The organism is Microcoleus sp. (genome assembly GCF_041354475.1).
Classification (GTDB): domain Bacteria; phylum Cyanobacteriota; class Cyanobacteriia; order Cyanobacteriales; family Microcoleaceae; genus Microcoleus.
Genome location: NZ_JBGJZU010000089.1, coordinates 1 through 25,314 on the forward strand (window position 1 = coordinate 1; position 25,314 = coordinate 25,314).

Consider the following 25,314-nt stretch of genomic DNA (forward strand, 5'->3'; position numbering starts at 1 on the left):
CACCGACTGCAATATTCGAGAGTATTGGGATGAGCAAAATTCTTTGATGGTAGATCGCGATCTTAATGCTGCGATTAACCTAAAAAGACTGGGGTTGGACATTTTCCCCAGTATAAAACGCCCTAGTAGGAATCTTTCTATAGTAGGAACTATGGATAACAGTACCATCAAGGAAATCTTACATACCCTTCATCGGGCTGTTAAGAAGCCCACATCATAATCTGTACTCAGATTTGATGTGGGAGTATGTCACAATAATCATAGTCCTCAGTCATTAGTCAGTAGTCATCGGTCATTAGTTATTGGTTATTAGTTATTGGTTATTAGAAACAACAACTAAAACTAACAACCAACAAATAACTACTGACTACTGACTCCTGACTCCTCTACTCATCACTTTTTTACAGGAAGCACCAATGGCAGAAGAACCGAATAATCCAGCAGGGGAAGCCGAAACTCCTAGCCTTTCTGCTGAAAACATCCCCAGCACTGACAAGCCTGAGCCGACTGCTAAAAAAGCGGCAGCTAAGGCTGACGGCGACAAGCCCCCAGCTAAAGCTAAAAAGGAAAAAGCACCTGCGGTTGAAGACAAGCCGTTTGCAGAATTTATGCAACAAGATTATTTGCCTGCTTTGCAAACTGCTTTAACTAAGCAGGGCGTTGAGGATTTAGACGTCACTTTTGCTAAGCAAAAAATTCCCGTTGCGGGTATGAGTTCCGCCGGCGATTGTTGGCAAGTAGTGGGCAAATTCCAATCAGGTCAGCGCCAATTTAACTTGTATTTTCCTAAAGAAAACATTCAAAGTCAAAGAGCTTTTTCTTGCGCTGAAAATAACACAAAAACTAGCACTCTTGAACCTTTTTTGATTGACGAGCGCAAGATTACCCTAGACTTAATGGTTTTTGGTGTAGTTCAGCGGCTTAATGCTCAAAAATGGCTGAATCTTAATTAGTCATTAGTTATTGGTTATTGGTTGGTAGCTGGTTGTTAATTGTTATCGGAACTTACCCCCTGCGGGGTAGTTCCGTGGGAGTAAGAATTTATAATATCAAATCCGGGTTAGCTATCCCCGTTATGACGGGCGCGGTTGAAACCGCTTCTATACAAACAAAATCGGCCTCTGCCGATTAAAGAATCAAGGGGTTGGGAAACCCAAATATCGATCGTGTGCTGAATAATCCGTTCCACGAAACGATGTTAATACTAAAATAGCCACGTCATCGGTCATTCTTTCAGGCATATAGAGCCGAGTAGCAATCCCTCCGACTACAACAAAAAGGGTTTTTTGAACGATCATTTTAATGTTTGTCACGGGATGATTCCAAGTTCTTTTATTCAGAAAATCTTGACTGCTGCCACTACCGGGGCGACATCTACGCAGTGCAATTTCAATGTAAAGTTTTCGTCTTTGTTCGGGAAGCTTGAGATTTAGCATGATTAGACCCTAGCAATGATTTTTTGTTTAATTTTAGTTGGTTGTTGTTGATGATAATCAATCATTAATGACTAATAACTAATGACCTATTTAAGAAATTCTGAGCTTGCATAATCCGATTCAGATCGACATCTGTTTCTAACAAACAAGCATGACCGCTGTTAGCCAGCATCACCATTTCAGCATTCGGAATTACCTTGACTAAAAGCTTCGCTTCGGCTAAAGAAGGTAGAAGCCGATCGCTACCACTGGCAATTACTAGCGTCGGCTGTTTGATGCCGCGCAACTGATTTTCGTCAACATCAAACGATCGCACCAAAGCCAATCTCCACACAGAGGTGCTTTGAGGTACAGCCTGCATCGCTTCTAGCAAAGCGAGACGTTCCGGCTGCCCAATCCTGCCCAAGGACGCTAACATCGGCAATAAACCCACCACAGAAAGCGGATAAAAACTGGCCGGTAGCCACTGAGTTATGTATGACCCCCACTGTACCCAAGGCTGCTGTCGGAAGGAAGAAGCTGGATTGACTAAAATTAGTCGATCGCACAATTCAGAAGCCTCTAAAACAATTTTCATTGCCAAACATCCCCCAAAGGACTCGCCACAGAGATAAACAGGTCTTTGATTTCCAGCAGCTTTTTCTGCTGCAATTAAATCGATTGTTTCGCTAACGAGTACATCCCAACAAACTTTATCGTCAACGGGCAAAGTCAAGCAGCGAATATCGAAATCCTGAGCTAATTTAGGAATTTGCGATCGCAACAGCAAACCACTACCATCCATACCAGGCAGAAATACAAATAAAGGTAGATCAACTCTCGGCGGTTTGGGTCTTAGAAAACGAACCTTGTTGTTAGCATCTGGCATGATTCAAGTCGCAAATTAAATAGTATGAGGTCGAGAAATTCATTGGTTATTGGCTATTGGCAGCCCCAAGCAAGTCGGAAATCACAAATAACACTTCCTTCTTCTTTATAGCAGTTTTTAATGAGCCCAGATATCGCTTACTCCATTTTATGATAACTCCATCGATTGCGACCTTGATTTTTTTCGGCTGAGTTTTCTATTCCTTGGGCGAGATGTACAGTTTTTCTCCTTTCTTCAATAAAATAATTCATCTCGATCGCAAATTTGGGATTGCTTTCGATTAGTTGATTCGCTGAATAGCTATCGAGAATAATCACCTGCAAATCGTCGATAACTGTGGCAGTAACTGGGCTGAGTTCCCCCACTAACAGAGCCATCTCCCCAAAGATATCGTCTTTTGACAGATAAGCACAGTCAATCTCGCGATCGTGGATGTCTTTGACTGAAAGTTTAACACTTCCCGATCGGATGATATAAAGCCCTTGATTTTGCTCTCCGATTTTCAGCAGTTTTTCGCCTACTCCATAATCTTGCAAAATCGCTTTGGCTGCGAGTTTGTCGAGCTGTTCCGACTCGATGGCGCTGAAATAAGGGAGCGATCGCAAATAAGCTGCTACGTCTAATTGCTTATCATCCGCCTTGAGAGCGTTCAGGTCAAAATTGTTCCCCTGGATAGAGATGGGCACAGGCGTCGTTAAATTGTTCCGCTTAGCAGCGTAATAAACCCGTGTCATAAAGTCATCACGAACCTGGATCAGATCGATGAAGTTCAAAATATAAAATCTCACTTCGTAGACGATCGCAAAAGAGTCGTAAGATTTGGTAACGACGACCGGCACAGGATCGGATAATATCCCTTCTGTAGCCAGGGCTGCGCTTTGCAGGATGCGTTTCACCAAGTTCGGCGGATATTTATCGGAGAACTTCAAATCAACTGTTTCCGTGTGCAGCGGATCTAGTAAGGTGTAATTGTAAATCGCGTCTTTTCCCAAAACGCTGTTAGGAATAATGATCACGTCTCTATCCCGAGTTTTTAGGCGCACAGCACGCCAGTTCAATTCAATTACCTCACCTTCTTGTTCGCCCACCCGAATCCAGTCACCTATTTTGAACGGGCCTTCAAACAGCAACAAAAATCCCGATACCAAGTTGCTTAGCGTGTCTTGTAGTGCCAGTGCCATGACGAGGGAACCGATACCCAAGGCTTCAGCTACTTTACTTAAATCTACTGCCCACACGCCACCGAGAATATAAGCGGCGATCAATAGAATTATGCCGATGCGCGTCACCTCAAAAAATAAACCTGGTATGTATATCTGCCAAGGCTTTTTTCGGCTTCTGGGAGTTAGCACCGCATTCACCAGCGACACACAAGTCACAATTGCGGCAATCCAAAACACTGTTTCGACAATTCGTAAAGATGCGTCAGCCTTGGTAAACCCAAAGAATTCTCGCATCACCAAGAAGACTGTTAAACTTGGCAACAAAAATCTGCGAACGTTTTCCAAAAATTTCGCTAGGGAATTCGCGTGCTGATCCAAGCGCCCGATGCCTTCTGCGAGGGCAACATTCAATATCGGGAATCCTATGATGAAAATTATTCCCCAAATCCACAGCGATCGCTCTATCACTTTTTCAAACCTCCATTTTTACTCAGAATCAGCAATAGCCAAGATTTTTTTTCTCAAAATCCAGATGGGCAACTTGCCTTTTGTCTCAGATTCAATTTCTTTACCATTCTCAAAAGGATATAACTCGTGAATGCGAGCGTACACTTCCTGCGTGACTAGAATAGTCTGGGGTTGATTTTGGTTGTTCAAGTATCTGGCAATATTCACAGTTTCGCCCCAGATATCGTAAGTAAACTTTTTGGTGCCGACAATGCCCGCCATCACCGCACCTGTATTAATGCCAACACAGAGGCTCAATTTAATTTTGTATTTGACATTACACCGATCGACTATATCTAACATCGAAAGAGCAAAATCTACCACTCGCTTTTCGCGATCGAGTCTAGGGGTTGTCAGCCCGCAAACAGCGAAATAGCGATCGCCGATCGTTTTCAACTTTTCCACATCATGTCCCGTGGCTTCTTCATCAAATAAATCGACTAATTCATTCAGAATCTCCGCAGTTTCTTCCACATCCTTATGTTCCGAAATTTCTGCGAAACCAAGCACTCTAGCAAACAACACCGTAAGTTGGGGAAACTTGTCAGCGATTGGTGCTTCGCCTTTTTTCACCCGATCCACAACCGCCCTGGGCAAAACATTCAATAGTAGTATATCGATCTCGCGGTCTTTTTGGGCGATCGATTGATTTTTTTCGCGCAGAATCACCAGCATTTCATTAAAAGTTCCCCCAAGTTCGCCAAATTCGTCGCTAGAGTTCTGTTGAAATTCAGTATCGAACTTGCCCACCCCTACTTCACGCGCACCTGCAATCATGAGATCGATCGGCTTCACTAAATTAGCAGCCACAATACTCGCTAAATAAGTAATGATCAGCATGAGAATGACGGTAGCCAGCAACAGATATCTTTCTAAATTCGACATCGACTCATAAGCTTCCGTCAGATCCATCTCCGATAAAATTGCCCAATTCACTCCCTTAATTTTCAGGGGCGAATAAGAACTCAGCACAGGTATGCCCCGATAGTCATCAACAATCTGAGTGCCTTCCTTGCCGCCCAGCGCTTCTCTCGCCGGTTTTGTATCCACCTTCTGTAAAAAAATCGAGGTATCTAGCTGTTCGATCAATTGAATAGTGTTTTCTGGTGTCCCGCTTGCACGCAAGGCTTTTTTATAGCCGGCTGCATCCTCAATCAGAAAACGCGACATCGAACGCATCAGCAAATCCTCTCCCACTAGGTAAGTTTCTCCCGTCTTTCCCAGTCCATCTCTCTGCCAGTTTTTGTTACCTGTCAAGACATTATTAATCTCGTCAATTGGCAGTTGAATCGCCAAAATTCCCACTAAGTAAGAGCCGTCATAAATCGGGCCTGCGATGAAGGCTGCCGGTTGTCCGTAGGAAGGGCGATAGGATTGGAAATCTACGATTTGGACAGATCCGCGATCGGGATTTTTTCGCACAAGATCAACAACCTTTGCTAGACTGCTTTCCCAGTAAGGCCCATTGCTCAAGTTCGTACCAAAATCCGTCTCCTTATAAACCGTATATGCGATATCTCCGGTTTTGAAATCAATCAAAAATAAATCGTAATAGCCAAATTTTTCAACTAAATTGTGAAATAGTTCGTGATATGTGGCATGAGATTTGCTGTATTCACTACCGTCCTTGGCATCGTTTAACTTTTCTTTTTCGCCAACTGGATTGGAATTCTTAGCGATGTAGTGATACTGGAGATATTTAGCTGCTTTACCATCGGGACGATAAGTTTGAAAGTTTGGCACGCCTTCAATCGCTTTGGATAATTTTGGAAAGAAATTTTTAGTATAATGTTTTTGTAATGTCGCGTCCAAATCTGCTTGAATTTGTTTTTTTTGATTGAGTTCTTTGAATCCTTGATTAAGCTCAATCATTGCTGATACAACCATGCGATCTTCGCAAAGCGTATCGATATGATTTCGCAGATTTTTGAAGTATGATTCAATCTGATAAGCTTTGGAAGCTCTGACGCTAGTTAACTGATTAAAAGTTTTGTCTTTGAGCGTACCTCTTGCCTTGCTCCAAGCCAGAAAGCTAATAATTAAAATTGAACTCAAGCTTAGGGAAATGAGAACAATCGTGAGCTTTGATTTTACACTTAATTGGCTGATTTTTAACATTGATTATCCGGGGTTTATTTAGTATCTTTTAACAGTTTCTAGTCAGTCTACTGCTAAACACAACCTCGCTGGAGTAATTGTGTAATTTCCCCGTGACAATGTTCTGTAAGTTCAGCCACAACTGCTTTAGCTTGTTTCCCTTGATATTGCTGTTTTCGATCGCCCGTAATCCAATACGGATGGCCAACAAAGACATTAACTCGTTTGTAAACTATCACAGGATGCCATCCAGGGCGATCGAACAACGGTTCTGAAGGATCGAACAAACTCAACAATTTTAGCGGTAAGCCCGATCGCACCGACTGTTCCTCAAAAGAACTAATCGCGATCGGCAAAATCACCAAATCCCGCACCGGAGCCCGCAGGGCTAAATGAGCGAATCCCCGCTGAAACTTCCCGACAGTATGCGGTTGAGTAAAATTCACCATCGGTTCCGCACCCTCTGGAAACACCCCCACCATCTCCCTATTTTGCAGCAGCGCCGTCGCCTGAGAGAAAAAATGCTGCTGTCGGTGTTGCGGTGCTTCCAAGGGAAAAGCACCGAAAGATGTTACCAATTCCCGAACCACCGGAACTTGTCCCATGTAATGATGACAAGCAAAACGGATCGATCGACCCAAAGCCGCCGTCAGCAGCACAGGATCTAAGAAACTGCGGTGATTGCTAACCACCAACACCGGGCTTTGTTGGGGAATTCGATCCTCTTGGTGCAAAAACATCTGAGTGCCCAAACCAGCCAAGAAAGAGCGTGAAATCAGTAATGTGCGATCGGGCGACATAGGCAAAAAGACAGGTGCGACCCTCTGAAAGTTAATTTCATCTCCATATAACTTAACATTTCTTTACCAAATTGGCGATCGGTCATAAAGTAGATTTTTCCCTAAATTTATAAAGTCTTGTTGCGACCTCTCTAAAAATCTTTGGAACCGCAGTCAAACCAAGTTAGCTTAGCAGACGGGAATCCCCACACTATATCGCTTCGATTAGTGTGGGATCAAAGGTACGTGAATCGACGATTCCATCCGCCACAAGACGTAAAAGCGAAAGCTAGCAGGCGATGGCGGATGGATGAGGAGATCATCCCTTCGGCGAGCGTGAGGGGGCATCGCAAATTGTTGGCTTTTCTAATATTTTTTGTTATGATAAACTTAGACTAATCAAAAAAGCAATCTAAGTATTGTGCATTGTGCTGAAAGCTGTCAAAGTCCGAATCTACCCTACTATTGTCCAGCAAGCATACCTTGCTAAGGCTTTCGGTTGTGTGCGTTGGGTCTGGAATCAGTCTTTGGCTATAATAACCGCAACCTATCAAGAGACTGGCAAAGGCGTTACCGCCATGACCATAAAAAAGTCAATACCCTTGTGGAAAACTGACAATGAATGGCTATCTGAGTGTTACTCTCAGTGTCTTCAGCAATCGGTCTTGAATCTAGGTGTAGCCTTTGGCAACTTCTTTGATGGTCGCGCCATGTATCCAACATTCAAGAAACGCCAAGGGAAGCAATCTATTCAATACCCTCAAAATGTCAAAGTATTGAGTAATTGTGAGATTAAATTTCCGGGTTCGTTGGGTACTGTCAATGCTAAAGTTCATCGGGATATTGAAGGTAAAGTCAAAACTGTGACTGTATCCAAAAATCCTGATGGGAGATACTTTGCTTCCATGCTTGTGGATGATGGCATTGAATGCCCAGAATCTAGCTCTGAGGGTAATGTGATTGGCATAGATTTAGGTCTAACCGATTTTGCAGTTACATCAGAAGGTTCTAAATATCAACATCCAAAAGCTACAAAGAAACATGAAAAAAATTTAGCTCGTAAGCAAAAAAAGCTGGCTCGCAAAAAAGATAAAACCACAAATAATCGTCGAAAAGCCAAGCTGGCCGTAGCTAAAGTTCACTCAAAAACCAAAAGAGTCCGCGAGGATTTTCTGCACAAGCTATCGCGCAAGATAGTAGACAAAAACCAAGTCGTAGTAGTAGAAAATCTGGCAGTCAGAAACATGGTGAAAAATCATTGCCTAGCCAAATCAATATCTGATGCTGGTTGGGTAATATTTTGTACTATGCTTAAATATAAAGCAGAAATGGTGGGGAAAGTTTATCTAGAAATAGGTAGATTTTTTGCATCAACTCATCTTTGCTCAAATACTTTGAAGCCACTGCCAAAAATGGATTTATCTGTACGAGAATTTGACTGTCCACACTGTGGCAATCGGCACGATAGAGACATTAATGCCGCGATAAATATCAAAAATGAAGGCTTGCGCTTATTGACGTTGGGAACCAGCGTTATTGCTCCTGAAGGCTATGTAAGACCAAAACAGTATGGACGCAAATCTACTACTGTGGTGGCTGTGGTCGTTGAAGGGAGAAGCCTCCGTCATACCGGTACGACCCTTGACGGCGGGTAGTTCACGCTAACTAGACTAAGAAATTTCAAGTATTTTCGCGCAAGTCCTAATAGCAACCTCGCCAGGCCCAAAATGAATAACTTGCATAACTATCGCCTTAGATGCACGCTGACCTTCGGCGACATTTACGGTCAAATCGTTATTTGGCTGATTGTGATCTTTATGAGTCTCGCCTCCGCCCTCGCCTTGTGGAGTAGCGCCCGTCAAATCTACGCCTTAGCCACCGTCGGATTGATCTTAGTCCTGTCTCTACCCTTCCTGCTGTTTGCGTTTGTGACGACTTTGCTAAATCACATCGAAGTCACAGCCGTAGAACCCGCTACCGAATCCAAACCATCCGCTAGCGCCAATTTACCAGGCCAAAAACCTGCCCCAGCAGTGGGCTAATCCAGCGTACAGATTTTTAATTTTCAATAAAGTTAAAAATCAAAAGTTAAAAACTTCCTTACCTTTGCGTGAGGATTTTTTTTGTGCATCAGAATTACATATACAGCAGAACACTCAACATTACTCAAAAAATGCTAGAACACGACGTAATCATTGTGGGCGGCGGTTTAGCAGGTTGCCGCGCCGCGGTGGAAATAGCCCGCACTGACCCCAGTTTAAAGGTAGCTGTAGTTGCCAAAACTCACCCGATTCGATCGCACTCCGTCGCAGCCCAAGGCGGTATGGCATCCAGCCTCCAAAACGTCGATACCGAAGACAGTTGGAAAGCCCACGCTTTTGACACCGTAAAAGGTTCAGACTATTTAGCCGACCAAGATGCCGTCGAAATTCTCACCCGCGAAGCCCCCGGTGTAGTCATCGATTTAGAACACATGGGAGTCCTTTTCTCTCGCCTCCCAGATGGCAGAATAGCCCAGCGGGCTTTTGGCGGACATTCCCACAACCGCACCTGCTACGCCGCTGACAAAACCGGTCACGCCATCCTCCACGAATTAGTCAACAATCTCCGCCGCTACGGAGTTCACATCTATCAGGAATGGTACGTCACCCGCCTGATTTTGGAAGAAGGTCAAGCCAAGGGCGTAGTTATGTATCGCCTTGTAGACGGTCAAATCGAGGTGGTGCGCGCTAAAGCGGTGATGTTCGCTACGGGGGGTTATGGTCGGGTTTACAACACGACCTCGAACGATTACGCCTCAACTGGAGACGGTTTGGCGATGACTGCTATGGCGGGATTGCCGTTGGAAGATATGGAATTCGTGCAGTTTCACCCGACTGGTTTGTATCCGGTGGGAGTTTTGATTTCCGAGGCTGTGCGGGGCGAAGGGGCCTATTTGATTAATTCCGAAGGGGAACGCTTTATGGCGAACTATGCCCCCTCGCGGATGGAATTAGCGCCTAGAGATATTACATCTAGGGCCATCTCCTTAGAAATTCGTGCAGGCCGAGGAATCAATGTTGACGGTAGTGCCGGCGGCCCGTTTATTTACATGGATTTGCGGCACATGGGACGGGAAAAAATCATGAGCAAAATTCCGTTTGCTTGGGAAGAAGCCCACCGTTTGTTAGGAATTGATGCCGTAAATCAGCCGATGCCCGTGCGTCCGACAGTGCACTATTCAATGGGGGGAATTCCGACTAATGTCAGCGGACAAGTTCGCAGTAGTGTTGATGGTTTAGTGGACGGTTTCTTTGCAGCCGGCGAAGCAGCTTGCGTGTCTGTTCATGGCGCAAATCGTTTGGGCAGTAATTCACTTTTGGAATGCGTTGTTTATGGCAAAGTTACAGGTGCAAAAATAGCACAATTTGTCCAAAATCGCAAGCTTCCAGCAGTGGATGAACAGCATTATATCAAGGAAGCCAGCGAGCAAATTCAGGCACTTGTAGACCGTCCCGGCAAATACCGCATCAATCAAATCCGTCAGCAGTATCAAGATACTATGACTGAGTATTGTGGCGTATTTCGTAGCGCCGAATTGATGCAGGAAGGTTTGACGAAATTGGAGGAATTGGAGCGACAATATCAGGAAGTTTACTTGGACGATAAAGGCAAGTTGTGGAATACGGAAATTGTCGAAGCCTTGGAGTTGCGGAGTTTGATAATTGTGGGGAGAATGATTTTAACTTCTGCTTTGAAGCGGCAAGAAAGTCGGGGAGCTCATTCGCGAGAAGATTTTCCGCAGCGGGATGACGGCAATTTCTTGAAGCATACGCTGGCTTATTATTCACCTGCGGGGATTGATTTGGCTTATATGCCGGTGGCGATTACGATGTTTGAGCCGCAGGAGAGGAAGTATTAGAAGCTAGTTTGGAATCCTTGTTCCTGTGCTGAACTTGGGAACAAGGAAAATCTTACACACAGCAGAAGTGAAAAATGCTAGGATATGATAAATTTGGCTAAAATAAATAAAAAATATTTTGGTTCAAATGAAAATAATATCGTTTCCGGCTACATCGGAATGATTTAACCGCAGAGAACACAGAGGACACAGAGGGAGAGAATAGAGAGATGAATAATTCAGATGCTACCGGATTTGATATAATCTGGTAATTTACGGAACAATAACTATGAGTAAAATGACACAGACATCTCAATTCCAGCAAGCTCTTGAAGCTATAGAAGTTTTATCATTAGAAGATCAAGCCCTGCTTCTAGATATTCTTCAGAACCGTCTGCGACAACAGCGACGAAATGAATTACTTAAGGAAGTCGCAGAAGTTCGTCAAGAATATGCTGAGGGCAATGTTAAATTTGGTTCGGTAGCCGATTTTATGGCGGAGTTGGATGATTGATGAAAATTGGTTGGACTCCCAAATCTATTCGTAATTTCAAAAAGTTAGTTCGTAAAAATCATCAGCTTCGTCTTTTAATTGAAGCTACGCTTGAACTTTTGTCTGAAGACTGCTTTAATCCCAGCTTGCGAACTCACAAACTCACAGGAGATTTATCGGGTATCTGGTCGTGTTCCATAGATTATGATTATCGGATTTTGTTTGAGTTTGCGATCGATCCAGAAAATGAAGAGGAAGCTATTTTATTGCTCAAAATGGGTTCTCATGATGAAGTCTATTAAGACCGATCGCCCTTTTCCTTTATTCTATAAAAGCAGGTTTTGAACAGGCAGGAGCCTGTTCCACAATTATGCCAGATGTCTATTATCCCTAACTTCCTCCACAGATAAACTTAACGCCTCCGCCACTTGTTCGGCACTCAAACCCATACCCAACAATCGGGGAATTGCATCCCTTCTTGCCTGAGCTTCAGCTTGTCGTGCCTGCTCTGCATTCTCGGCTCTTTCCCGCTGTTGTTCCCCTCGCAATTTCTCCAATTCTGCCCTTTCATCGCCAATCAACAGCAAATTACCTTCCTCGTCCCACCAACGCAGCCAAAGCATAGTTTGATTTTGATAACTGCCTTGCCAAAGTCCCAATTCTACGCCTAAAGGTGCGATCGCAAAATGACCCCGCTGATTGAGTTCTAACAGTTGATAATATCCATCAATCAACCGATAAACATCTAATCTGCCATTATTAACTTGGTAGATGCCGTAATAGGGAATTCGCATCACCCGCTCGTACACCCAAAACTTTCCAGGTTTCGTTATTAGCCCTTCATCAGTGCGTGATAAAGGAGTACGATCGCGCTCTTCATCCCCGTTCCCACTAGCAAATTCCAACGCAATTAACGGTGCTATGTGTTCTCGCCACAGCACGTAGGAACGGCGAATTTGACCGTCAATATTAGGAGGTACATTGGGAACGTAAAACCAATCAGGAGCTTCTGCACCTTTTTCTGGTGGCTCGGTTTCTCTCCAGTAAATACCGCAATCTTGACCGATCGCATATTGACCATCGGGATGCCGTTCCTGCAAAATTGGTCCGATCGAATCAGTTAAAATTAAACTTTGTGGATGCTCCTGAAAATTTTTCACAAAAGTACCATCCGACTCTGGTAATTGAGTGTGGTCTGGAAAAGCAGGAGGTAGAACAATGCGGTCAACGCTTTGGGTCATAATTCCCTCCGAGTGAACGGTGAACAGTTAACCGTGAGTGGCATGGTTAGGGACACAGCAGTGCTCATTGGTGTCAACTTAACGTCAAACCCCTTCAGAGACTACTGTTTGACAATTAAGGCCAGATCCCCCCTAACCCCCCTTAAGAAGGGGGGGACAGGAGTCCGATCAAAGTCCCCCTTCCCCCCTTGGGGGGGGCTAGGGGGGGGTGGGGATTTAGGGGGATCTAGACTCAGGTAAAAACCAGATTTCTCAGGGCTTTCAGGCTTAAGTTGACACTAATGAGCAATGCTGTGTCCCTACAGTGTCTTAAGGCTTCGGTAGCGCACCTTCAGGACTCGGTGAAGCCGTCGATTCAGAACTAGGAGAAGCCCCCGGTTTCGGACTCGCAGCAGCAGCAGGAGAAGGCTTGGGAGTATCGCTAGCTAACTGATTGATTTGGTCTTTATAGTTAGGAGGAGCTAACTCCGTAGCCTTAGCAAATAGGGTTTTTGCTTCATCTTTTTTGCCCTGTTCTTTAAATACGATCGCCTTTCCTAGAGTCGGGCGAAAATCCTTGGGATTAGCTTTGGCAGATTCGTCATAAATCGCGATCGCCTCGTCAAACCGCTTCCCCACAGCATAAACCTGTCCCAAAATCAACTGCACCGAAGTTGTATCAATACTTCCCGGTTTTGCCTGATTCGCAGCGGGAGCAGCTTTGAGCGTATCTTGCAGCAATCCGATCGCAGCTTCGGGCCGCTGCTGCACTAACAACAAATTCACCAACCCCTGCAAAGCCTTAATTTCCCCCGGCTTAGCCGCCAAAATAGCCCGGTATGCCTGAGCCGCACCTTCGCGATCGCCCGTGCGTTCCTTAGCCTGAGCCAGTAAAATCCCGTATTCAGTAGTTTCAGGATTCAACTTAGCCAACTTTTCCAAAGGAGGCACCACATCTTTAATGTCCCCCACCCCTTGTCCGATCAATTCCAGCCGCACCTGTAATAGGCCTCGCAAAGCAGTTACATTGTCGGCCTCGCGCTGCAAAACCAATTCGTAACCCCTCGCCTGAGCTTGCAGCAACTCTGATTGCTTTTCCCCACTTGCCGCCGTCTGAGTAGGCGTTGGAGTTGACCTAGTTTGGGCTTGGCTTCCCTTGAGAATGCTGTCCAAAAGTGGGACCAGAGAAAATCCCAAAAAAGCGATGAGGGACAGCACCACCACCACAGTAATCAACCCACGACCCTTGTTTGTTTTATCCATAATTCAACTTGTTCAGCTTAAAATTTACTATTTTCGGACATTGAAGGCATCACCTGGTGCCTAAGCCAAGTCCATCAGGTTTTTAATTTTAGGGCCCAACTGTGACAAAGCAATCTTTTGCTTGCAGCTAATATGGTAACAGACCCACAACTTCATGCTAGCTAAACAATTTTGGACACTCAGACCCGCAGCCCCAAGGATTGCGCCGTCGGTCCAATTTAGTCTGGTCGAGCTAAAAATTACCAAAAATATGGCGGATCAGCCCGTTCGGTAATTGGATTAAGTAAAATAGGCAAGCTGAATATCCTAAATTCTATTAGCCAGCAACTCCAACCACAGGGCGATCGAACTGACGATCGGTCAGCAACTCCTAAAGTCTTTACCAACAAGGATTTTAGCAGCCAACGGACCGCTCGACACTCTACCACCCCTTGAAAGTTGGGGTTGACGGGTCACAACCAGACCAGAGAGCCCTGTGCTCGCCTGTAAGGTGCTAGTAGTTTTGAAAGCAGTGTCTTCAGTTTATTCCTAATTTCCCTCAAGGGATGTGTCTCCGCTGCAAGGAGTTTTTATGAACCCCTCTCCAAACCGCTCTTCCAAATCGCCCAAATCTACTTCAACTCGCAAGGCTCAGCCTCGCGAACTGGCCGTCAATCCGCCCAAAGATACAGTTTCCGTTCCTGAGACACCAGAGGAAAGTCCACAGCCAGAGCTGTTGGCAGCACCGGTTGACCAAAATCAACCGCCAACGCCAACAGATGCCCCAGCATCCAAGGACACCCTGCAACGACCACGCTACACTTCTCCCCCCAAGGAGGAAGCAAAGCCAAAAGATCCACCTAGGGATGCTCCCGCACTCTCAGAGCCAGCACCCCCTTCTCCATCTACCAGCGATACTCCAGCAGTCTCTGTATCGCCCACCGTCACATCAGACTCTGGTGAGCAGGAGAGTCCAGCCACCGATGACATACCCGCAGTGATGCGCCAACATCCGATTCCTCCCCCCAGCGAACCCAGACAGTACCGAGCTGTTGGTTTGGTCCGGGGCCGCTACACCCAATCTGAAGAACATTTCACGCGGGGTATGCTCATCGCTGCTGACGGAACTGCCATAGACGCGGTTTTGCTGGGTAGAGTCATGAGTTTAGTCAAAAATCACTTGGATTTGGAACAAGAACACCTGTGGGTGGTCTATCCCCGCACCAGGCAAGAAGATGGTAACTTACACGCCCAGATTATGGGAGTCTGGGAACCTGAAACACTCAAAAAACCTTCGGAAACTTCGTCAGATGAGGAAAGTCCTGTTTCCGGCGAAATTGAGAGCAGTTTAATATCCTCCATCCCCTCTCTCCCAGAGTCTGAACCTAATGTTGAAGATGGCTATTTTTCGATTAGAGGTGAGGTTATCTATCAATCTCACGATCAAGAAAAGTATGTCATCGTCAAAATTAAGCAAGCTCCCCGCAAGAATGAGGACAAGATGAAGTTTTTTAAGTTGAAACTTCAGGGGGATTTAGCCACAAAGGCGATCGGGTTTTTTTGGGATTTCCATGTCAAGTTACAGGCTGACAATCTCATAATTCAGCAGGCTAATAATATTGGGGCACTGCCGATCAAAAAGCGGAAATTCCCCCCTGGCGAAAAACCCGCCGGCTTCCGAGGAGGCGGAAATAAACGTCCATATACTCCTAGACCCACTGGTGATGGCACTCCTGTAGGGCGTCCAAACATCAAGCCCTCAGCCTCCGCGCCCCCTCCTCGTAAGGAACCCCTTCCTAAACCAATGAAGAAACCTAAGCCTGTTGAGGAATAACAAATAGGGTAAGTAAAAATGTAAAATTAAAGGTCAAAAAAACTTTTAATCTTACATTTTTACTTGAGGCACTTATCAAATTTATCTAGATGATGGAGTAGGCTTTGCGCCACTAACTGACCAATTTCAACAGGAACAGCGTTTCCTATTAAGCGTCCCAGTTTGCTGAAACAGACTCGCTCGCCAGGAGCCAGGAAGCTATAGTTTTCTGGAAAAGTCTGAAGGATGGCTGCCTCTCTGAGAGAAATTGCACGATCCTGTTCCGGATGTCCGAACCGACCATTACCGTAGCCAAAGCATTGGGTGGTGATCGTTGGAGCCGGGGCGTCCCACTTCATACGACCATAAACGCTAGGATAAGTTTGTCCAGATTTCTTACGATGACATTCTGCCAGCAGTGAAGTATCCCAGTCATGCCATGTGCCTCCGGGTTTTGAGGCTCTGATTCTGCGGAGGTTCAGGTCACTGAGCGAGGACGCTGCATGAAGTGCGTCATTTGGATCGGAGGAGCCGGCTGCTAAGGCGGGTAGATGGGAAATGGCTTCACGCACAGTTGTGCAGGATTGTCTGGAAAAAATTGGGGGTACTAATTCTACAGATCCGAATCGAGACGCTAGTAGCACCAGCCGTTTACGAGTTTGTGGAACTCCATATTGAGCGCAATCTACAATGCTCCAATCTATCGAATAGCCTTTTAATTCCTTCAAAAAATCCTTGAAAACTTCATGCTCTGAAAGCTGGGGCACATTTTCCATCGTCACGAAGTCGGGTTGAGTCTCTCGTACCAGCCGGCCGAAGTCGGATACCAGAACCCACTTACTGTCCAGGCGTTCCTGGCGTCCCTTACGGCTGTAAGTCGAGAATGGTTGGCAGGGAGCACAGCCAGCCAGCAAGCGTAATTTCGCATCACCAAAAATATTTGTAAGTTGGGAAGCTGACAGAAAACTGACATCCTGCTCGATGAAAATAGCATTATTGTTGCTCTCGTAAGGGAATCGGCATTGTGGATCGATGTCGATGCCCGCAACAACCTTAATACCTCCTCGGATCAGTCCATGGGTAAGACCGCCCAAACCACAAAACAGATCGATGCAGTTAATGGCTGTACTTCTGCGATCGGTATGAGGCTTTTTGCCTATGTGAGTGCCGACAATAGTCTCATCTTGATTCATGCCTGTGCTCATTGAGGTCGCCTCTCCGGCATTAGGAACTCATGTGCATCTATGGATGACTTAAAGCAATTTACAACCTCCCTCAGATAAAGAGCTGTTCGTTCAGTGAGGTCACGGAGATCGCTAACAGTAATATTATTGCCACTCTCTGCAAATGATAGATTACCGTGTGCTAGTTTGTTCCGAAAACTTTTGATCAGGGAAAGTGCGCCTTGCTGATCCCGCAATGGTTGTTTAACAGCACGATTAGCCTGACGACTTATATTTAAGGATAATCCTAGACGTTTACTAAGTTTGTAAATTTCTTCATCATCCCAATTTCCACCTCCACCTTTTTCAAGTTCAAAGGTTGATATAGGGAGTGCAAGCACTAGGTGATCGCAGAGGCTCAATGCAGATTCCAGGCGATTTTCGTAGTTGAGATCAGTATGAGTGCGTGCCGTACATCGCACCCACTCACGGCGCAACTCAATGGATAAGTCCTTGGGTCGCGAACTTTGATTGACCACTGCGTTAGATACCGCATCTACGCAGCGAGTAATTGTTGACTCGACTAGATTATATAGCTGTAAATAAACACTGGAATATAAAATTTTCTGCTGTTGCGGAGTGATCGTAGCTTCCCCGATTTGTGGCGATCCTTCCTGTACTTGTCTCTGTATGGATTCAAGCAGGTCAAGGTAAGTTTCAATTTCCTGTAAACGCTCTTCAAAAGCTTGGCTCAAATCCTCCATCCTCAATCTCCAAGTAAACGATCGCGAACGAAATGTATACGAGCCTTGAGTCTGCCTATGGCGTTCGCACCGTCTGCTCCGGTCACTTTTGTAAACTCTTTGCTATTCAACCATTCTTCAACTTCGATCGATTGGTTGGCTATTTCAGGTCGTTCCTGAAGTGCCATATAGCTTCCAATGGCTATAGCTTCAAAACGCGATCGGGGTGTTGCCTTACCTTTAGGTGTTTTGCGGAAACCCGACGGGAAGTTGCGCGATACAAAGTCTATCATGTCCATGAAGCGTTGCCGGTAGGACTCAATGTCCGCTGGGTTATCTTTAAAGCGATCATTCATATTCTTCGTGTAGGTGAAAAGAAATGGCGACACTCTGTCTTTGTATGTCTCCAGTCCATCACCGTAGGCAAAGAATCGTGTAACGAGTTCTTCTCTCTCACGCTCTAATAAAAGCTTGTCAGATATTGGTGCAAGTTCTTCAAAGCTCGGCTCTTGGGCGAGTGAAATCACAAGGTCGAGGAAAGCACCTCCTAACGCACCTCGACGCACCTCAGCCTTGTTGGCGACCTTGCTTCCTGTGTTAATTCGATCGAAAAGATCGAATCGTGCTTGCTCATCGGCGTGTTCATTAAGTACGATCCCCCTAATGGAACGGTTCTTGATTTTTCGTTGCCGAGATTCGGGGAGATCTTTGAATCGAAATCCGGTCAGTAGCGACAATTCTTCCAAGTCACCTAGGGGAAAGTCCCCAAGAACGAACTCCTGAATCGTTCTAAGGCGCTGTGAACCATCAACAATTTCAAGCTTACCTGTTGACGGGCTTTCCCAAAAGAAGAGGAAAGGGATCGGAAGCCCCATCAATACCGACTCAATGAACCGGGATTTGCGCTCTGGTTCCCATGTGAACTCGCGCTGGTAGGCCGGAATCTCGAAATCTCCATTCTGCATCTTTTGGGCCAGAAGCTCAATGGAATATTCCGTCAGATAGAACTCAATTCTCTTTGTGTGTTCAAAAATCTGTACCTCAGCAGTAGCAATCTCCTCATCGGTAAACTTACACTGGTTCTCGTCGATCATCTTTGAATATCCTCTCGTGGTTCAATCAATTTATAATCCGTGACTTTAGTCCGGGTAATGTCTATTCCAATCTGACTTGTGCTCCCCACACATCCTGTGGCAGAAATACTCTGTCTGCTGGCAGAGGAGCAACTGGTGCGGTGAGAGTAAATTGACCAGTTTCAATTTGCTGTTTCAATTCCAAAGCTACTTGTCGGGACAGAAACATACTTGCTAGGGGGGCTGCCCGCACTGGTTTGCCCTCTATCAGAATACGACCTGTTTTTAATTGGGCATAGCTAACTAAACCGAAAGTGGGACGCACGCGCCGGGGGATTGAGAAATCTACCACCGGCGCTACTATTTTTTTGTCTGATACTGCACAGTGGGCGACGACGGTTTCGTTTAGGACAGGAAATGGGATGCCGATTCCCAGCATGATCGATGGGCCGTAGTTTTTGAAGTAGCACCCGCGTACCCATTTTGAGTTCATTTGTTTTGCATCGCCGATGAGTGCTAGGGTTGCCGCCGGTCCGATGGGGGTACGATTGGCCTGGCGTTTTTGCAGCGGGAAGTGCTGGGTGCCTTCCCAGGTGATGTAGCCCTGAGCGCCTCCTAGGAAGATGCGCGTGCCAATGCCGATGGTTTCGAGGTCGGGGTCGTTCAGCAGGGGAGACATGGCTCCTAGGCTGGAATAGACGGCGTTGCCTAGGTTTGCTTGTAGGGGCCCTAGGTAGGTGAATAGTGGTCGATCGCCCCCATTGACACCCACAATAAAGTTTTGATATGCGTTCCGGGGATTGAATAAATAAAACTGGTTGATGGTATCGCGGGTAATGGTCGTTTCAAAGGAGCTGCGCGGGTAGCAGTCTGTTACTTGTCCGAGGGCGCGCAATTGTACGGGTTTCCCGGCAATCAGGTCTTCGATGACGTGTCCGCCGCCTCTTTCGCGGGATTCTTCGCCGTCTTCGGCTACTTGGGTGGCTCCTAGGTACAGGTCTACTGCACCAAAGCCGGAGTAGGCTAGAACGCCGTCTAGCCAGCACTGGCGGATTTTTATGGGGGGGTCGGTGTGGCCGAGGTTGATAATTGCCCCTGATGATTCCATTGGCTCGAAGGTGCCTGTGGTGATGACATCGACTTCTTTCGCCGCTTGGGTAATGCTGGTTTCTTGGACTCGGTTTTTGAGTTCTTCGATGGTCCAGACTGTGGCTTTGCCTTGAGTGATTTTATCGTTGATTTCGTCGATCGTTCCCATAATATTATTTGAGATTTGAGATTTTAGATGGATAGATTGATGGATTGGCGATCGGGCTGGTTGTTTAAAATAAAAGCAATATTATAATGAATATCAGAATATTATCATAAATCAAATAAAGGGCGATCGCCATGACTCCAGCGATATTAAAATCAGTCACTTTCGATGAATTTATTGACTGGTATCCAGAAAATTCGGAAAACCGTTACGAACTGCACAATGGAGCAATTGTTGAAATGCCTAAAGCCACCGGAGAGCATTCAGAAGTATCTGGTTTCCTGATCGCTGAGCTCAACTTTGAGATCAAACGACAGGGACTTCCCTACTTCGTTCCCAAAGAATGCGTGGTTAAAGCTGATAATCAGCTATCTGGTTACGAACCGGATGCGATCGTTTTGGACAGACAAGGGACGGACGGCGAACCGAGATGGAAAAAGCAATCTATTATTACAATGGGTAGTTCTGTTCGGCTAATTGTCGAAGTTGTCAGTACCAATTGGCGGGATGATTACGGCTATAAATTGGTTGATTATGAGGCTTTGGGCATTGCTGAATACTGGATTGCCGACTATTTGGGACTAGGTGGCACACGCTATATTGGCAATCCGAAACAACCTACTTTTTTGGTTCACCATTTGGTTGATGGCGAATATCTGTCCAGTCAGTTTCGAGGGGAAGATAGGATTTTATCGCCGACATTTCCCCAAATTAATTTGACTGTTAAACAGATTTTTAGTGCTGGACGAGATGAGGTTTAAAATGTTAAGCCTTTTTAGCCTCGGCGACTCAAGTCGCGGCTACACAAACAAAGTCCGCCTGCGCGGACTAATATGAAATCCGGCTTAAATACTCTTTTTATCTCTTAGTCTGCGGAGGCAGACTTCGTTTGTGTAGAAACGGTTTCAACCGCCGAATCATCTGTACGATCAGGGCTTTCTGATTTGTGTTCGGGCTTGCTTTCTGGCGGACTCTGTGTTACTCCTATAGATTCGTATTCCTCATGAATAGCAGAATTAATCGCTGCTAGCTTTGTGGGACTTGTGTGCCACTGGTTGAGAATGTCTTTAATTAAGACTTCTCTAATCCAAACTTGAGCGACAACGGTGAGGGGAAGGGCAAGCAATAGTCCTAAAAATCCAAAGAATGTAGCGAAAAATACTTGAGCTATTAAGGTGACAGCGGGCAGCAGCGATACTTGTTGTGCCATAACGTAAGGGGTGAGGAGGTTACTTTCAAATTGTTGAATGAGAAAGTACAGGAGTAGGACTAAACCTGATTTTAACGGAGAGTCTAAAAGTGCGATCGTCATTGGAGGAATCACGCTCAAACCAGGCCCGATATTTGGTATTAAGTTCAGTAAACCGGCTACTACAGCGTGAGCTAGGGCTAAGGGAACTTGCAATACTGATAAACCAATTAGGCTCAGAAGAGTGATGACGCTCATGCTAATTAAAGCACCGATCGCCCATCGACCGAGAGCTATTTCGCATTCATCTAAGATGCCATCGACTCTGCGCCGATAAAAAGAAGGAAATAGTTGGATAAATGCTTGGCGATAAGACTGAGGTTCTGCTAATGTCATCAATGTCAAAACTAGGACTAGCAAAAAACTGAGGATAACTCCTAATGTGTTCCCGACAAAAGCTCCTGCACCGCCAACGAGTTGCTTGAATAAAGGTTGTAGTTGTTGCATGATGTCGTTAACATCAAGATTTGGCAGCCGCTGACCAAATTGTCCAGAAAAGCGAGTTTCAATCTGATCGATCCACTCATTTAATTTGGCTATTCCTTGAGGCGCTCTTTGGGTCAGTTGTTGAAACTGTTGAGTAAAGGGTGGTACAATAATTAGAAATAAGCCTACGAATATCAGGACTAGGAAGCTAATTGAAAGTAAGACGGCGATCGATCTTTTGAGCCGGAATTTCTGTAAGTACCGTGCTAGCCTATTTAAGGCTGTGGCTAAGACGACTGCGGCAAATAGCAGCAGTAAGGCTTGCCTGATTTGCCAAAGTATGTAACAAGATGCGATCAGGGCTAATAAGCCCATCCATTGTCCTAGCTTCATTTGGTTTGAGATTGGGGAATCAAGATTTAGTGTGGGACTTGAGAGGTTTGGGAAATCTACTCTCTCCAAGATATCTTAGATGCGGGCGATCGCACTTTAATCGTATCTTTAAAAAATACCCCTACTCTCACACCAGAAGAAGCAGACTCCTCATTGACCTTTGACGAACAACTGTTTTGGTGTCAGATTGAATTATGGTAAAATTGGGGACTCAAGGCGATCGGCATTTTTGAACAGTTTGGCTTGGTACTCGCCATCCACGAGTTGGCAAACTGAAAAAGTAGGTGGTTTTGGATTACCAATAAATCGTCTGGCACCCAATCCTAGATAGTCTATAATCCCTTATTCCTGAATACCCATGGATTCCTATGCTTCTAGTTTCAGGGCATAATTATCGTCCGAATTAGTGCTAGTTACATCGACGATTAAGGGAACTTATGAACCCATTGTAATCATTGATAATTTCTCCCAGCGTGGCTGGTTTCCCATGGTTTCCTCGTTGAGTACAATAATATCAGGCTTATATAGCAATCCTAAATGAGTCGTAAATTTTTTACCCCGCCCCAACCCTCCCCTTAGCAAGGGGAGGGAGTAAGAAGTTCACAAATGATTTAGGATTGCTATATCCCGATTTCTGGCGCATCGGTAGTTTTTAGACCAAGTTTAGATCGCACTCTAGCTCGCCTTTCTATTGCTGTTGCCATGCCCGCCAGCCCAGGATCGCAGCTACAATCAGGCTGGGGGAAAGGATGGCAATGAGAGCGTTGGAATCAGTGGAGGGGATGGATAAGCTAGGCCCTGCGTACTTGATGACGACGGAAAGGACGGCGGAGAGGGTAAATACTTTGACGATCGGGCTGATGTTGGTATTCATGGAGGTGGTGGTTGGTTCTATAATTAGGGATTGAGACTATTATGGCAAGTTTGTACCCTGGGCGTGGAGTTGAATTTAGACTGTTTTGATTGAATGTGATAATAACAATTTAGATATTAATTTACTGTGTCGCTGCTTGCTGATGGCTTCGAGTGTGGAAGCGATGAAAGAGTTTAGGAGGGGGATGTCTGGTTAGGGCGATCGCACAACGATTAAATGATGATAAAATGCAGTGATAAAAATCAATCATAGATGCCATGACGCGATTCATTCACGATCGCTTTGCTAAAGAATACCTGGAAGAAATGCTCTCTCCCATCGGGACAGTCAATGTCGGTCGCGATGTGACTTCGGAAGTCCGAGAAATCGATGTCTATTTCACTCCCGGCACTCCAATCCCAGAATATACACAAAATCTAGGATTGTTGGGAAAAATGGCAAACACAACTGCAATATTTGAACCATTTCGCAATCCGATCGCTGTCAGCGATGTCTGGAACTGTACGAGTAAGTTATTCGATTTGCGAAGAGAATTAGATCGGCAGGCAAGAAGAGAAAATACTCGCTATGATGATGCTAAGTTGCCCTTCCTGTGGATTTTGACACCGACAGCCTCGAAATCATTAGTTTCAGGTTTTGGTGGTATACCAAACCTCTCTAATTGGTTGGAGGGCATCTATTTTTTCCCGGAGCACTGGCGAGGGGCAATTGTGGTGATTCACCAGTTGCCAGAAACACCAGAAACCCTGTGGTTGAGGATTTTGGGCAAAGGGAAAGTACAGCAAAGGGCGATCGGCGAATTGAGCGCTTTAGCCACAAACGATCCGCTGCGGATTACTGCCTTAGAGTTATTATACAGGTTACAGTCAAATTTAGTAGTCGATACCCCACAAGAATTAGAATCAGAAGAGCGGGAGTTAATTATGGCCATTACACCACTTTTTCAACAACAAATACAAGCAGCACAGCAACAAGCTAGGGAAGAAGGGCTAGAACAAGGGCTAGAACGAGGCAGACAAGAACAACAACGCTCGATCTTAGAAGATTTTCTCCCAGGAAGATTCGGAGAATTAAGCCCCAAAATGAGCGTGTTTTTAACGCCTCTCTCTAAGTTGTCGGCGACGGAATTTACTCGGATGTTGCTGGCGATATCAATGCTCACCGTCGATGAATCAGGACAGCAAGAAGCAGTTAAATTGTTGGCGGAATATGTATTGAGAAGGTACTTCAATGAGTCAGCAGATATTCTCGCTACAGCCGTTAGCAATTTATTGGAATTGCCAGTGGTAGAATTGACAGTGTTGGTAGAAGAACTGCCACAGTTATCGGCTGATGAATTGAGGGCAAGATTATAGAGTTTTTGGAGTATAGCAATCCTAAATGAGTCGTATTAAGCTGTCAGTCCGCCAAATCTGTCTGTGTGCCCGCGAGTCCGTCAGGGGTTGAAACCCCTGTCTAATAGCTAAAGTCCTCTCAAAGAGGACTAATGAGTTCTTCAGTCCTCTTTGAGAGGACTTGCGCTTTGAGGCAGGGGTTTCAACCCTTGCCGGACTATGAGTTGTACCTTAATTTGACACCAATAGGCACGGTGCGGTGTCCCTACGGCGGATCGCGCGGTGTACTTCATAAACTTGGAATCTGCTGTATCTTGCGGCTTGGCGGAACATCGCATATTTTCTGAGATACTAAGATAATTTGCCAGCATTAAGCGTAATTGAACATGGATCGCGAAAATTTAGAGTTAATAGAAAACATTCGCCAGCAATTTGACAATACTCCTTATCCCAGAATCCCTCTGGAACAATCTCCAAAAGACAACAGTGAATTGCTCTACCTTCATAATCTTGTAACTGCTTACTACTTCAGAAATAGAAAAGTTATCAATACCTCCGGTAAAGTTATCCTTGATGCGGGATGTGGCACCGGTTATAAATCCTTGGTTTTAGCTCTAGCCAATCCGGGAGCGAAAATAGTAGGCATCGATTTATCAGCAGAATCTGTGAAACTAGCTGAGCAACGTTTACAGTATCATGGGGTTGCTAATGCAGAGTTTTATGCTTTGAAGATAGAAGATTTACCAACTTTAGGTTTACAGTTTGACTATATAAATGCTGACGAAGTTTTGTATCTCTTGCCCGATGCTATTGCTGGATTGCAAGCGATGAAGTCAGTTTTGACACCAGACGGCATCATCCGCACAAACCTTCACAGTTCAAATGGTAGAGCGGGAATGTTTCGCGCTCAAGCTGTTTTTAAAGCCATGGGATTAATGGATGGATCTCCGGGAGAGTTGGAGATAGAAATAGTTCGGGAAACAATGGAAGCCTTGAGAGATGAAATAGGGCTCAAGGCGGCCGGGTGGAATGCCGATATCGCGCAAGATGAGGGATGGATTATGTCTAACTATTTATTAGTGGGTGATAAAGGTTGTACCATTCCTGAAGTGTTCGGAATGTTGAGAGGTGCGGATTTAGCTAGTCAGACGGGAATCCCCACACTATATCGAAGCGATATAGTGTGGGATGAAAGGCGCGTGAGACGAGGATTCCACCTGTTCACAATCTCAAAGCTACGCTTTGAGCAGTGGGCAGGTGGATGACGAGACGAACAAATGTGCAACAATTATGCTAAGATACTCCT

At 45.4% G+C, this 25,314-nt stretch carries 22 protein-coding genes and 2 pseudogenes; 12 read left to right on the forward strand and 12 right to left on the reverse strand.

What is annotated here, in order from left to right:
• Both ACBR23_RS24395 and ACBR23_RS24400 read left to right on the forward strand, forming a co-directional pair.
• Positions 1-220: pseudogene (locus tag ACBR23_RS24395) on the forward strand (RNA-guided endonuclease TnpB family protein); the annotation flags it as partial.
• A gap of 196 nt (positions 221-416) precedes the next feature.
• Positions 417-953 carry a DUF2996 domain-containing protein gene (locus tag ACBR23_RS24400; RefSeq protein WP_371120213.1) on the forward strand — a complete coding sequence of 179 codons (537 nt, stop codon included), beginning with the start codon at positions 417-419 and terminating at the stop codon, positions 951-953.
• A 183-nt stretch (positions 954-1,136) separates the two neighbouring features.
• Here the strand turns inward: ACBR23_RS24400 and ACBR23_RS24405 are convergent, their stop codons facing one another.
• From ACBR23_RS24405 to ACBR23_RS24425, 5 genes are all read right to left on the reverse strand, one after another.
• The gene (locus ACBR23_RS24405) at positions 1,137-1,436 is read right to left on the reverse strand and encodes a hypothetical protein (RefSeq protein ID WP_371120212.1); all 300 of its coding nucleotides are present in this window, start codon (positions 1,434-1,436) and stop codon (positions 1,137-1,139) included.
• A 64-nt stretch (positions 1,437-1,500) separates the two neighbouring features.
• Positions 1,501-2,304: an alpha/beta fold hydrolase gene (locus tag ACBR23_RS24410; protein ID WP_371120211.1), complete on the reverse strand. Its 804-nt coding sequence runs from the start codon at positions 2,302-2,304 to the stop codon at positions 1,501-1,503.
• 137 nt (positions 2,305-2,441) lie between these two features.
• Positions 2,442-3,935 carry a mechanosensitive ion channel domain-containing protein gene (locus ACBR23_RS24415; RefSeq protein ID WP_371120894.1) on the reverse strand — a complete coding sequence of 498 codons (1,494 nt, stop codon included), beginning with the start codon at positions 3,933-3,935 and terminating at the stop codon, positions 2,442-2,444.
• A gap of 18 nt (positions 3,936-3,953) precedes the next feature.
• Complete coding sequence (locus ACBR23_RS24420; protein WP_371120209.1) at positions 3,954-6,092, reverse strand: adenylate/guanylate cyclase domain-containing protein; 2,139 nt, start codon at positions 6,090-6,092, stop codon at positions 3,954-3,956.
• Between the two features lie 53 nt (positions 6,093-6,145).
• Entirely contained in the window at positions 6,146-6,871 is a 726-nt protein-coding gene (locus ACBR23_RS24425; RefSeq protein WP_371120208.1) for a lysophospholipid acyltransferase family protein, read from the reverse strand.
• 407 nt (positions 6,872-7,278) lie between these two features.
• On the opposite strand from ACBR23_RS24425, the gene ACBR23_RS24430 reads away from it, so the two are divergent.
• The 5 genes from ACBR23_RS24430 to ACBR23_RS24450 all read left to right on the forward strand — a co-directional run bounded on the left by ACBR23_RS24430 (position 7,279) and on the right by ACBR23_RS24450 (position 11,525).
• Positions 7,279-8,505 (forward strand): RNA-guided endonuclease TnpB family protein, encoded by a 1,227-nt coding sequence (locus tag ACBR23_RS24430; RefSeq protein WP_340522462.1) that lies wholly within the window; start codon positions 7,279-7,281, stop codon positions 8,503-8,505.
• Positions 8,506-8,577: 72 nt separating this feature from the next.
• Positions 8,578-8,892: a hypothetical protein gene (locus ACBR23_RS24435; protein ID WP_340522466.1), complete on the forward strand. Its 315-nt coding sequence runs from the start codon at positions 8,578-8,580 to the stop codon at positions 8,890-8,892.
• Between the two features lie 131 nt (positions 8,893-9,023).
• The gene (locus ACBR23_RS24440) at positions 9,024-10,751 is read left to right on the forward strand and encodes a succinate dehydrogenase/fumarate reductase flavoprotein subunit (protein ID WP_371120207.1); all 1,728 of its coding nucleotides are present in this window, start codon (positions 9,024-9,026) and stop codon (positions 10,749-10,751) included.
• Between the two features lie 268 nt (positions 10,752-11,019).
• Positions 11,020-11,244: a hypothetical protein gene (locus tag ACBR23_RS24445; protein WP_341738850.1), complete on the forward strand. Its 225-nt coding sequence runs from the start codon at positions 11,020-11,022 to the stop codon at positions 11,242-11,244.
• Positions 11,244-11,525 carry a type II toxin-antitoxin system mRNA interferase toxin, RelE/StbE family gene (locus tag ACBR23_RS24450; RefSeq protein ID WP_340522472.1) on the forward strand — a complete coding sequence of 94 codons (282 nt, stop codon included), beginning with the start codon at positions 11,244-11,246 and terminating at the stop codon, positions 11,523-11,525. The genes ACBR23_RS24445 and ACBR23_RS24450 overlap by 1 nt, the downstream gene beginning before the upstream one ends.
• 66 nt (positions 11,526-11,591) lie before the next feature.
• Here the strand turns inward: ACBR23_RS24450 and ACBR23_RS24455 are convergent, their stop codons facing one another.
• Together ACBR23_RS24455 and ACBR23_RS24460 are read right to left on the reverse strand one after the other, a co-directional pair.
• Entirely contained in the window at positions 11,592-12,464 is an 873-nt protein-coding gene (locus ACBR23_RS24455) for a Uma2 family endonuclease (protein ID WP_371120206.1), read from the reverse strand.
• 309 nt (positions 12,465-12,773) lie between these two features.
• Positions 12,774-13,706 (reverse strand): tetratricopeptide repeat protein, encoded by a 933-nt coding sequence (locus ACBR23_RS24460; protein ID WP_371120205.1) that lies wholly within the window; start codon positions 13,704-13,706, stop codon positions 12,774-12,776.
• A 571-nt stretch (positions 13,707-14,277) separates the two neighbouring features.
• Here ACBR23_RS24460 and ACBR23_RS24465 point away from each other — a divergent pair.
• A complete protein-coding gene (locus ACBR23_RS24465) occupies positions 14,278-15,519 on the forward strand; it encodes a hypothetical protein (RefSeq protein WP_371120204.1) in 1,242 nt (413 codons plus the stop codon).
• Positions 15,520-15,578: 59 nt separating this feature from the next.
• Here ACBR23_RS24465 and ACBR23_RS24470 read toward each other — a convergent pair whose 3' ends face one another.
• From ACBR23_RS24470 to ACBR23_RS24485, 4 genes are all read right to left on the reverse strand, one after another.
• A complete protein-coding gene (locus tag ACBR23_RS24470; protein ID WP_371120895.1) occupies positions 15,579-16,691 on the reverse strand; it encodes a DNA cytosine methyltransferase in 1,113 nt (370 codons plus the stop codon).
• An 8-nt stretch (positions 16,692-16,699) separates the two neighbouring features.
• On the reverse strand, positions 16,700-17,425 hold the full coding sequence (locus tag ACBR23_RS24475) for an MAE_28990/MAE_18760 family HEPN-like nuclease (RefSeq protein ID WP_371120203.1): 726 nt from the start codon (positions 17,423-17,425) through the stop codon (positions 16,700-16,702).
• Positions 17,426-17,427: 2 nt separating this feature from the next.
• Positions 17,428-18,498, reverse strand: a complete 1,071-nt coding sequence (locus ACBR23_RS24480) for a DUF262 domain-containing protein (protein WP_371120202.1) — start codon at positions 18,496-18,498, stop codon at positions 17,428-17,430.
• Positions 18,499-18,559: 61 nt separating this feature from the next.
• Complete coding sequence (locus ACBR23_RS24485) at positions 18,560-19,735, reverse strand: homocysteine biosynthesis protein (RefSeq protein ID WP_371120201.1); 1,176 nt, start codon at positions 19,733-19,735, stop codon at positions 18,560-18,562.
• A 131-nt stretch (positions 19,736-19,866) separates the two neighbouring features.
• On the opposite strand from ACBR23_RS24485, the gene ACBR23_RS24490 reads away from it, so the two are divergent.
• Positions 19,867-20,493 (forward strand): Uma2 family endonuclease, encoded by a 627-nt coding sequence (locus ACBR23_RS24490; protein WP_371120200.1) that lies wholly within the window; start codon positions 19,867-19,869, stop codon positions 20,491-20,493.
• A gap of 104 nt (positions 20,494-20,597) precedes the next feature.
• Here the strand turns inward: ACBR23_RS24490 and ACBR23_RS24495 are convergent, their stop codons facing one another.
• Positions 20,598-21,800, reverse strand: a complete 1,203-nt coding sequence (locus tag ACBR23_RS24495; protein WP_371120199.1) for an AI-2E family transporter — start codon at positions 21,798-21,800, stop codon at positions 20,598-20,600.
• Positions 21,801-22,555: 755 nt separating this feature from the next.
• On the opposite strand from ACBR23_RS24495, the gene ACBR23_RS24500 reads away from it, so the two are divergent.
• The 3 genes and pseudogenes from ACBR23_RS24500 to ACBR23_RS24510 all read left to right on the forward strand — a co-directional run.
• Entirely contained in the window at positions 22,556-22,708 is a 153-nt protein-coding gene (locus ACBR23_RS24500) for a hypothetical protein (RefSeq protein ID WP_371116786.1), read from the forward strand.
• Between the two features lie 223 nt (positions 22,709-22,931).
• Complete coding sequence (locus ACBR23_RS24505) at positions 22,932-24,029, forward strand: flagellar assembly protein H (RefSeq protein WP_371120198.1); 1,098 nt, start codon at positions 22,932-22,934, stop codon at positions 24,027-24,029.
• A gap of 365 nt (positions 24,030-24,394) precedes the next feature.
• Positions 24,395-25,147: pseudogene (locus ACBR23_RS24510) on the forward strand (class I SAM-dependent methyltransferase); the annotation flags it as partial.
• Positions 25,148-25,314 lie beyond the last annotated feature (167 nt).

What these genes read in the sequence shown, in the direction of transcription:
- ACBR23_RS24400 (WP_371120213.1), top strand. Translation starts at nt 417, where the DNA reads ATGGCAGAAGAACCGAATAATCCAGCAGGGGAAGCCGAAACTCCTAGC.
- ACBR23_RS24405 (WP_371120212.1), bottom strand. Translation starts at nt 1,436, where the DNA reads ATGCTAAATCTCAAGCTTCCCGAACAAAGACGAAAACTTTACATTGAA.
- ACBR23_RS24410 (WP_371120211.1), bottom strand. Translation starts at nt 2,304, where the DNA reads ATGCCAGATGCTAACAACAAGGTTCGTTTTCTAAGACCCAAACCGCCG.
- ACBR23_RS24420 (WP_371120209.1), bottom strand. Translation starts at nt 6,092, where the DNA reads ATGTTAAAAATCAGCCAATTAAGTGTAAAATCAAAGCTCACGATTGTT.
- ACBR23_RS24425 (WP_371120208.1), bottom strand. Translation starts at nt 6,871, where the DNA reads ATGTCGCCCGATCGCACATTACTGATTTCACGCTCTTTCTTGGCTGGT.
- ACBR23_RS24435 (WP_340522466.1), top strand. Translation starts at nt 8,578, where the DNA reads ATGAATAACTTGCATAACTATCGCCTTAGATGCACGCTGACCTTCGGC.
- ACBR23_RS24440 (WP_371120207.1), top strand. Translation starts at nt 9,024, where the DNA reads ATGCTAGAACACGACGTAATCATTGTGGGCGGCGGTTTAGCAGGTTGC.
- ACBR23_RS24445 (WP_341738850.1), top strand. Translation starts at nt 11,020, where the DNA reads ATGAGTAAAATGACACAGACATCTCAATTCCAGCAAGCTCTTGAAGCT.
- ACBR23_RS24450 (WP_340522472.1), top strand. Translation starts at nt 11,244, where the DNA reads ATGAAAATTGGTTGGACTCCCAAATCTATTCGTAATTTCAAAAAGTTA.
- ACBR23_RS24455 (WP_371120206.1), bottom strand. Translation starts at nt 12,464, where the DNA reads ATGACCCAAAGCGTTGACCGCATTGTTCTACCTCCTGCTTTTCCAGAC.
- ACBR23_RS24460 (WP_371120205.1), bottom strand. Translation starts at nt 13,706, where the DNA reads ATGGATAAAACAAACAAGGGTCGTGGGTTGATTACTGTGGTGGTGGTG.
- ACBR23_RS24465 (WP_371120204.1), top strand. Translation starts at nt 14,278, where the DNA reads ATGAACCCCTCTCCAAACCGCTCTTCCAAATCGCCCAAATCTACTTCA.
- ACBR23_RS24470 (WP_371120895.1), bottom strand. Translation starts at nt 16,691, where the DNA reads ATGAATCAAGATGAGACTATTGTCGGCACTCACATAGGCAAAAAGCCT.
- ACBR23_RS24475 (WP_371120203.1), bottom strand. Translation starts at nt 17,425, where the DNA reads ATGGAGGATTTGAGCCAAGCTTTTGAAGAGCGTTTACAGGAAATTGAA.
- ACBR23_RS24480 (WP_371120202.1), bottom strand. Translation starts at nt 18,498, where the DNA reads ATGATCGACGAGAACCAGTGTAAGTTTACCGATGAGGAGATTGCTACT.
- ACBR23_RS24485 (WP_371120201.1), bottom strand. Translation starts at nt 19,735, where the DNA reads ATGGGAACGATCGACGAAATCAACGATAAAATCACTCAAGGCAAAGCC.
- ACBR23_RS24490 (WP_371120200.1), top strand. Translation starts at nt 19,867, where the DNA reads ATGACTCCAGCGATATTAAAATCAGTCACTTTCGATGAATTTATTGAC.
- ACBR23_RS24495 (WP_371120199.1), bottom strand. Translation starts at nt 21,800, where the DNA reads ATGAAGCTAGGACAATGGATGGGCTTATTAGCCCTGATCGCATCTTGT.
- ACBR23_RS24500 (WP_371116786.1), top strand. Translation starts at nt 22,556, where the DNA reads ATGAGAGCGTTGGAATCAGTGGAGGGGATGGATAAGCTAGGCCCTGCG.
- ACBR23_RS24505 (WP_371120198.1), top strand. Translation starts at nt 22,932, where the DNA reads ATGACGCGATTCATTCACGATCGCTTTGCTAAAGAATACCTGGAAGAA.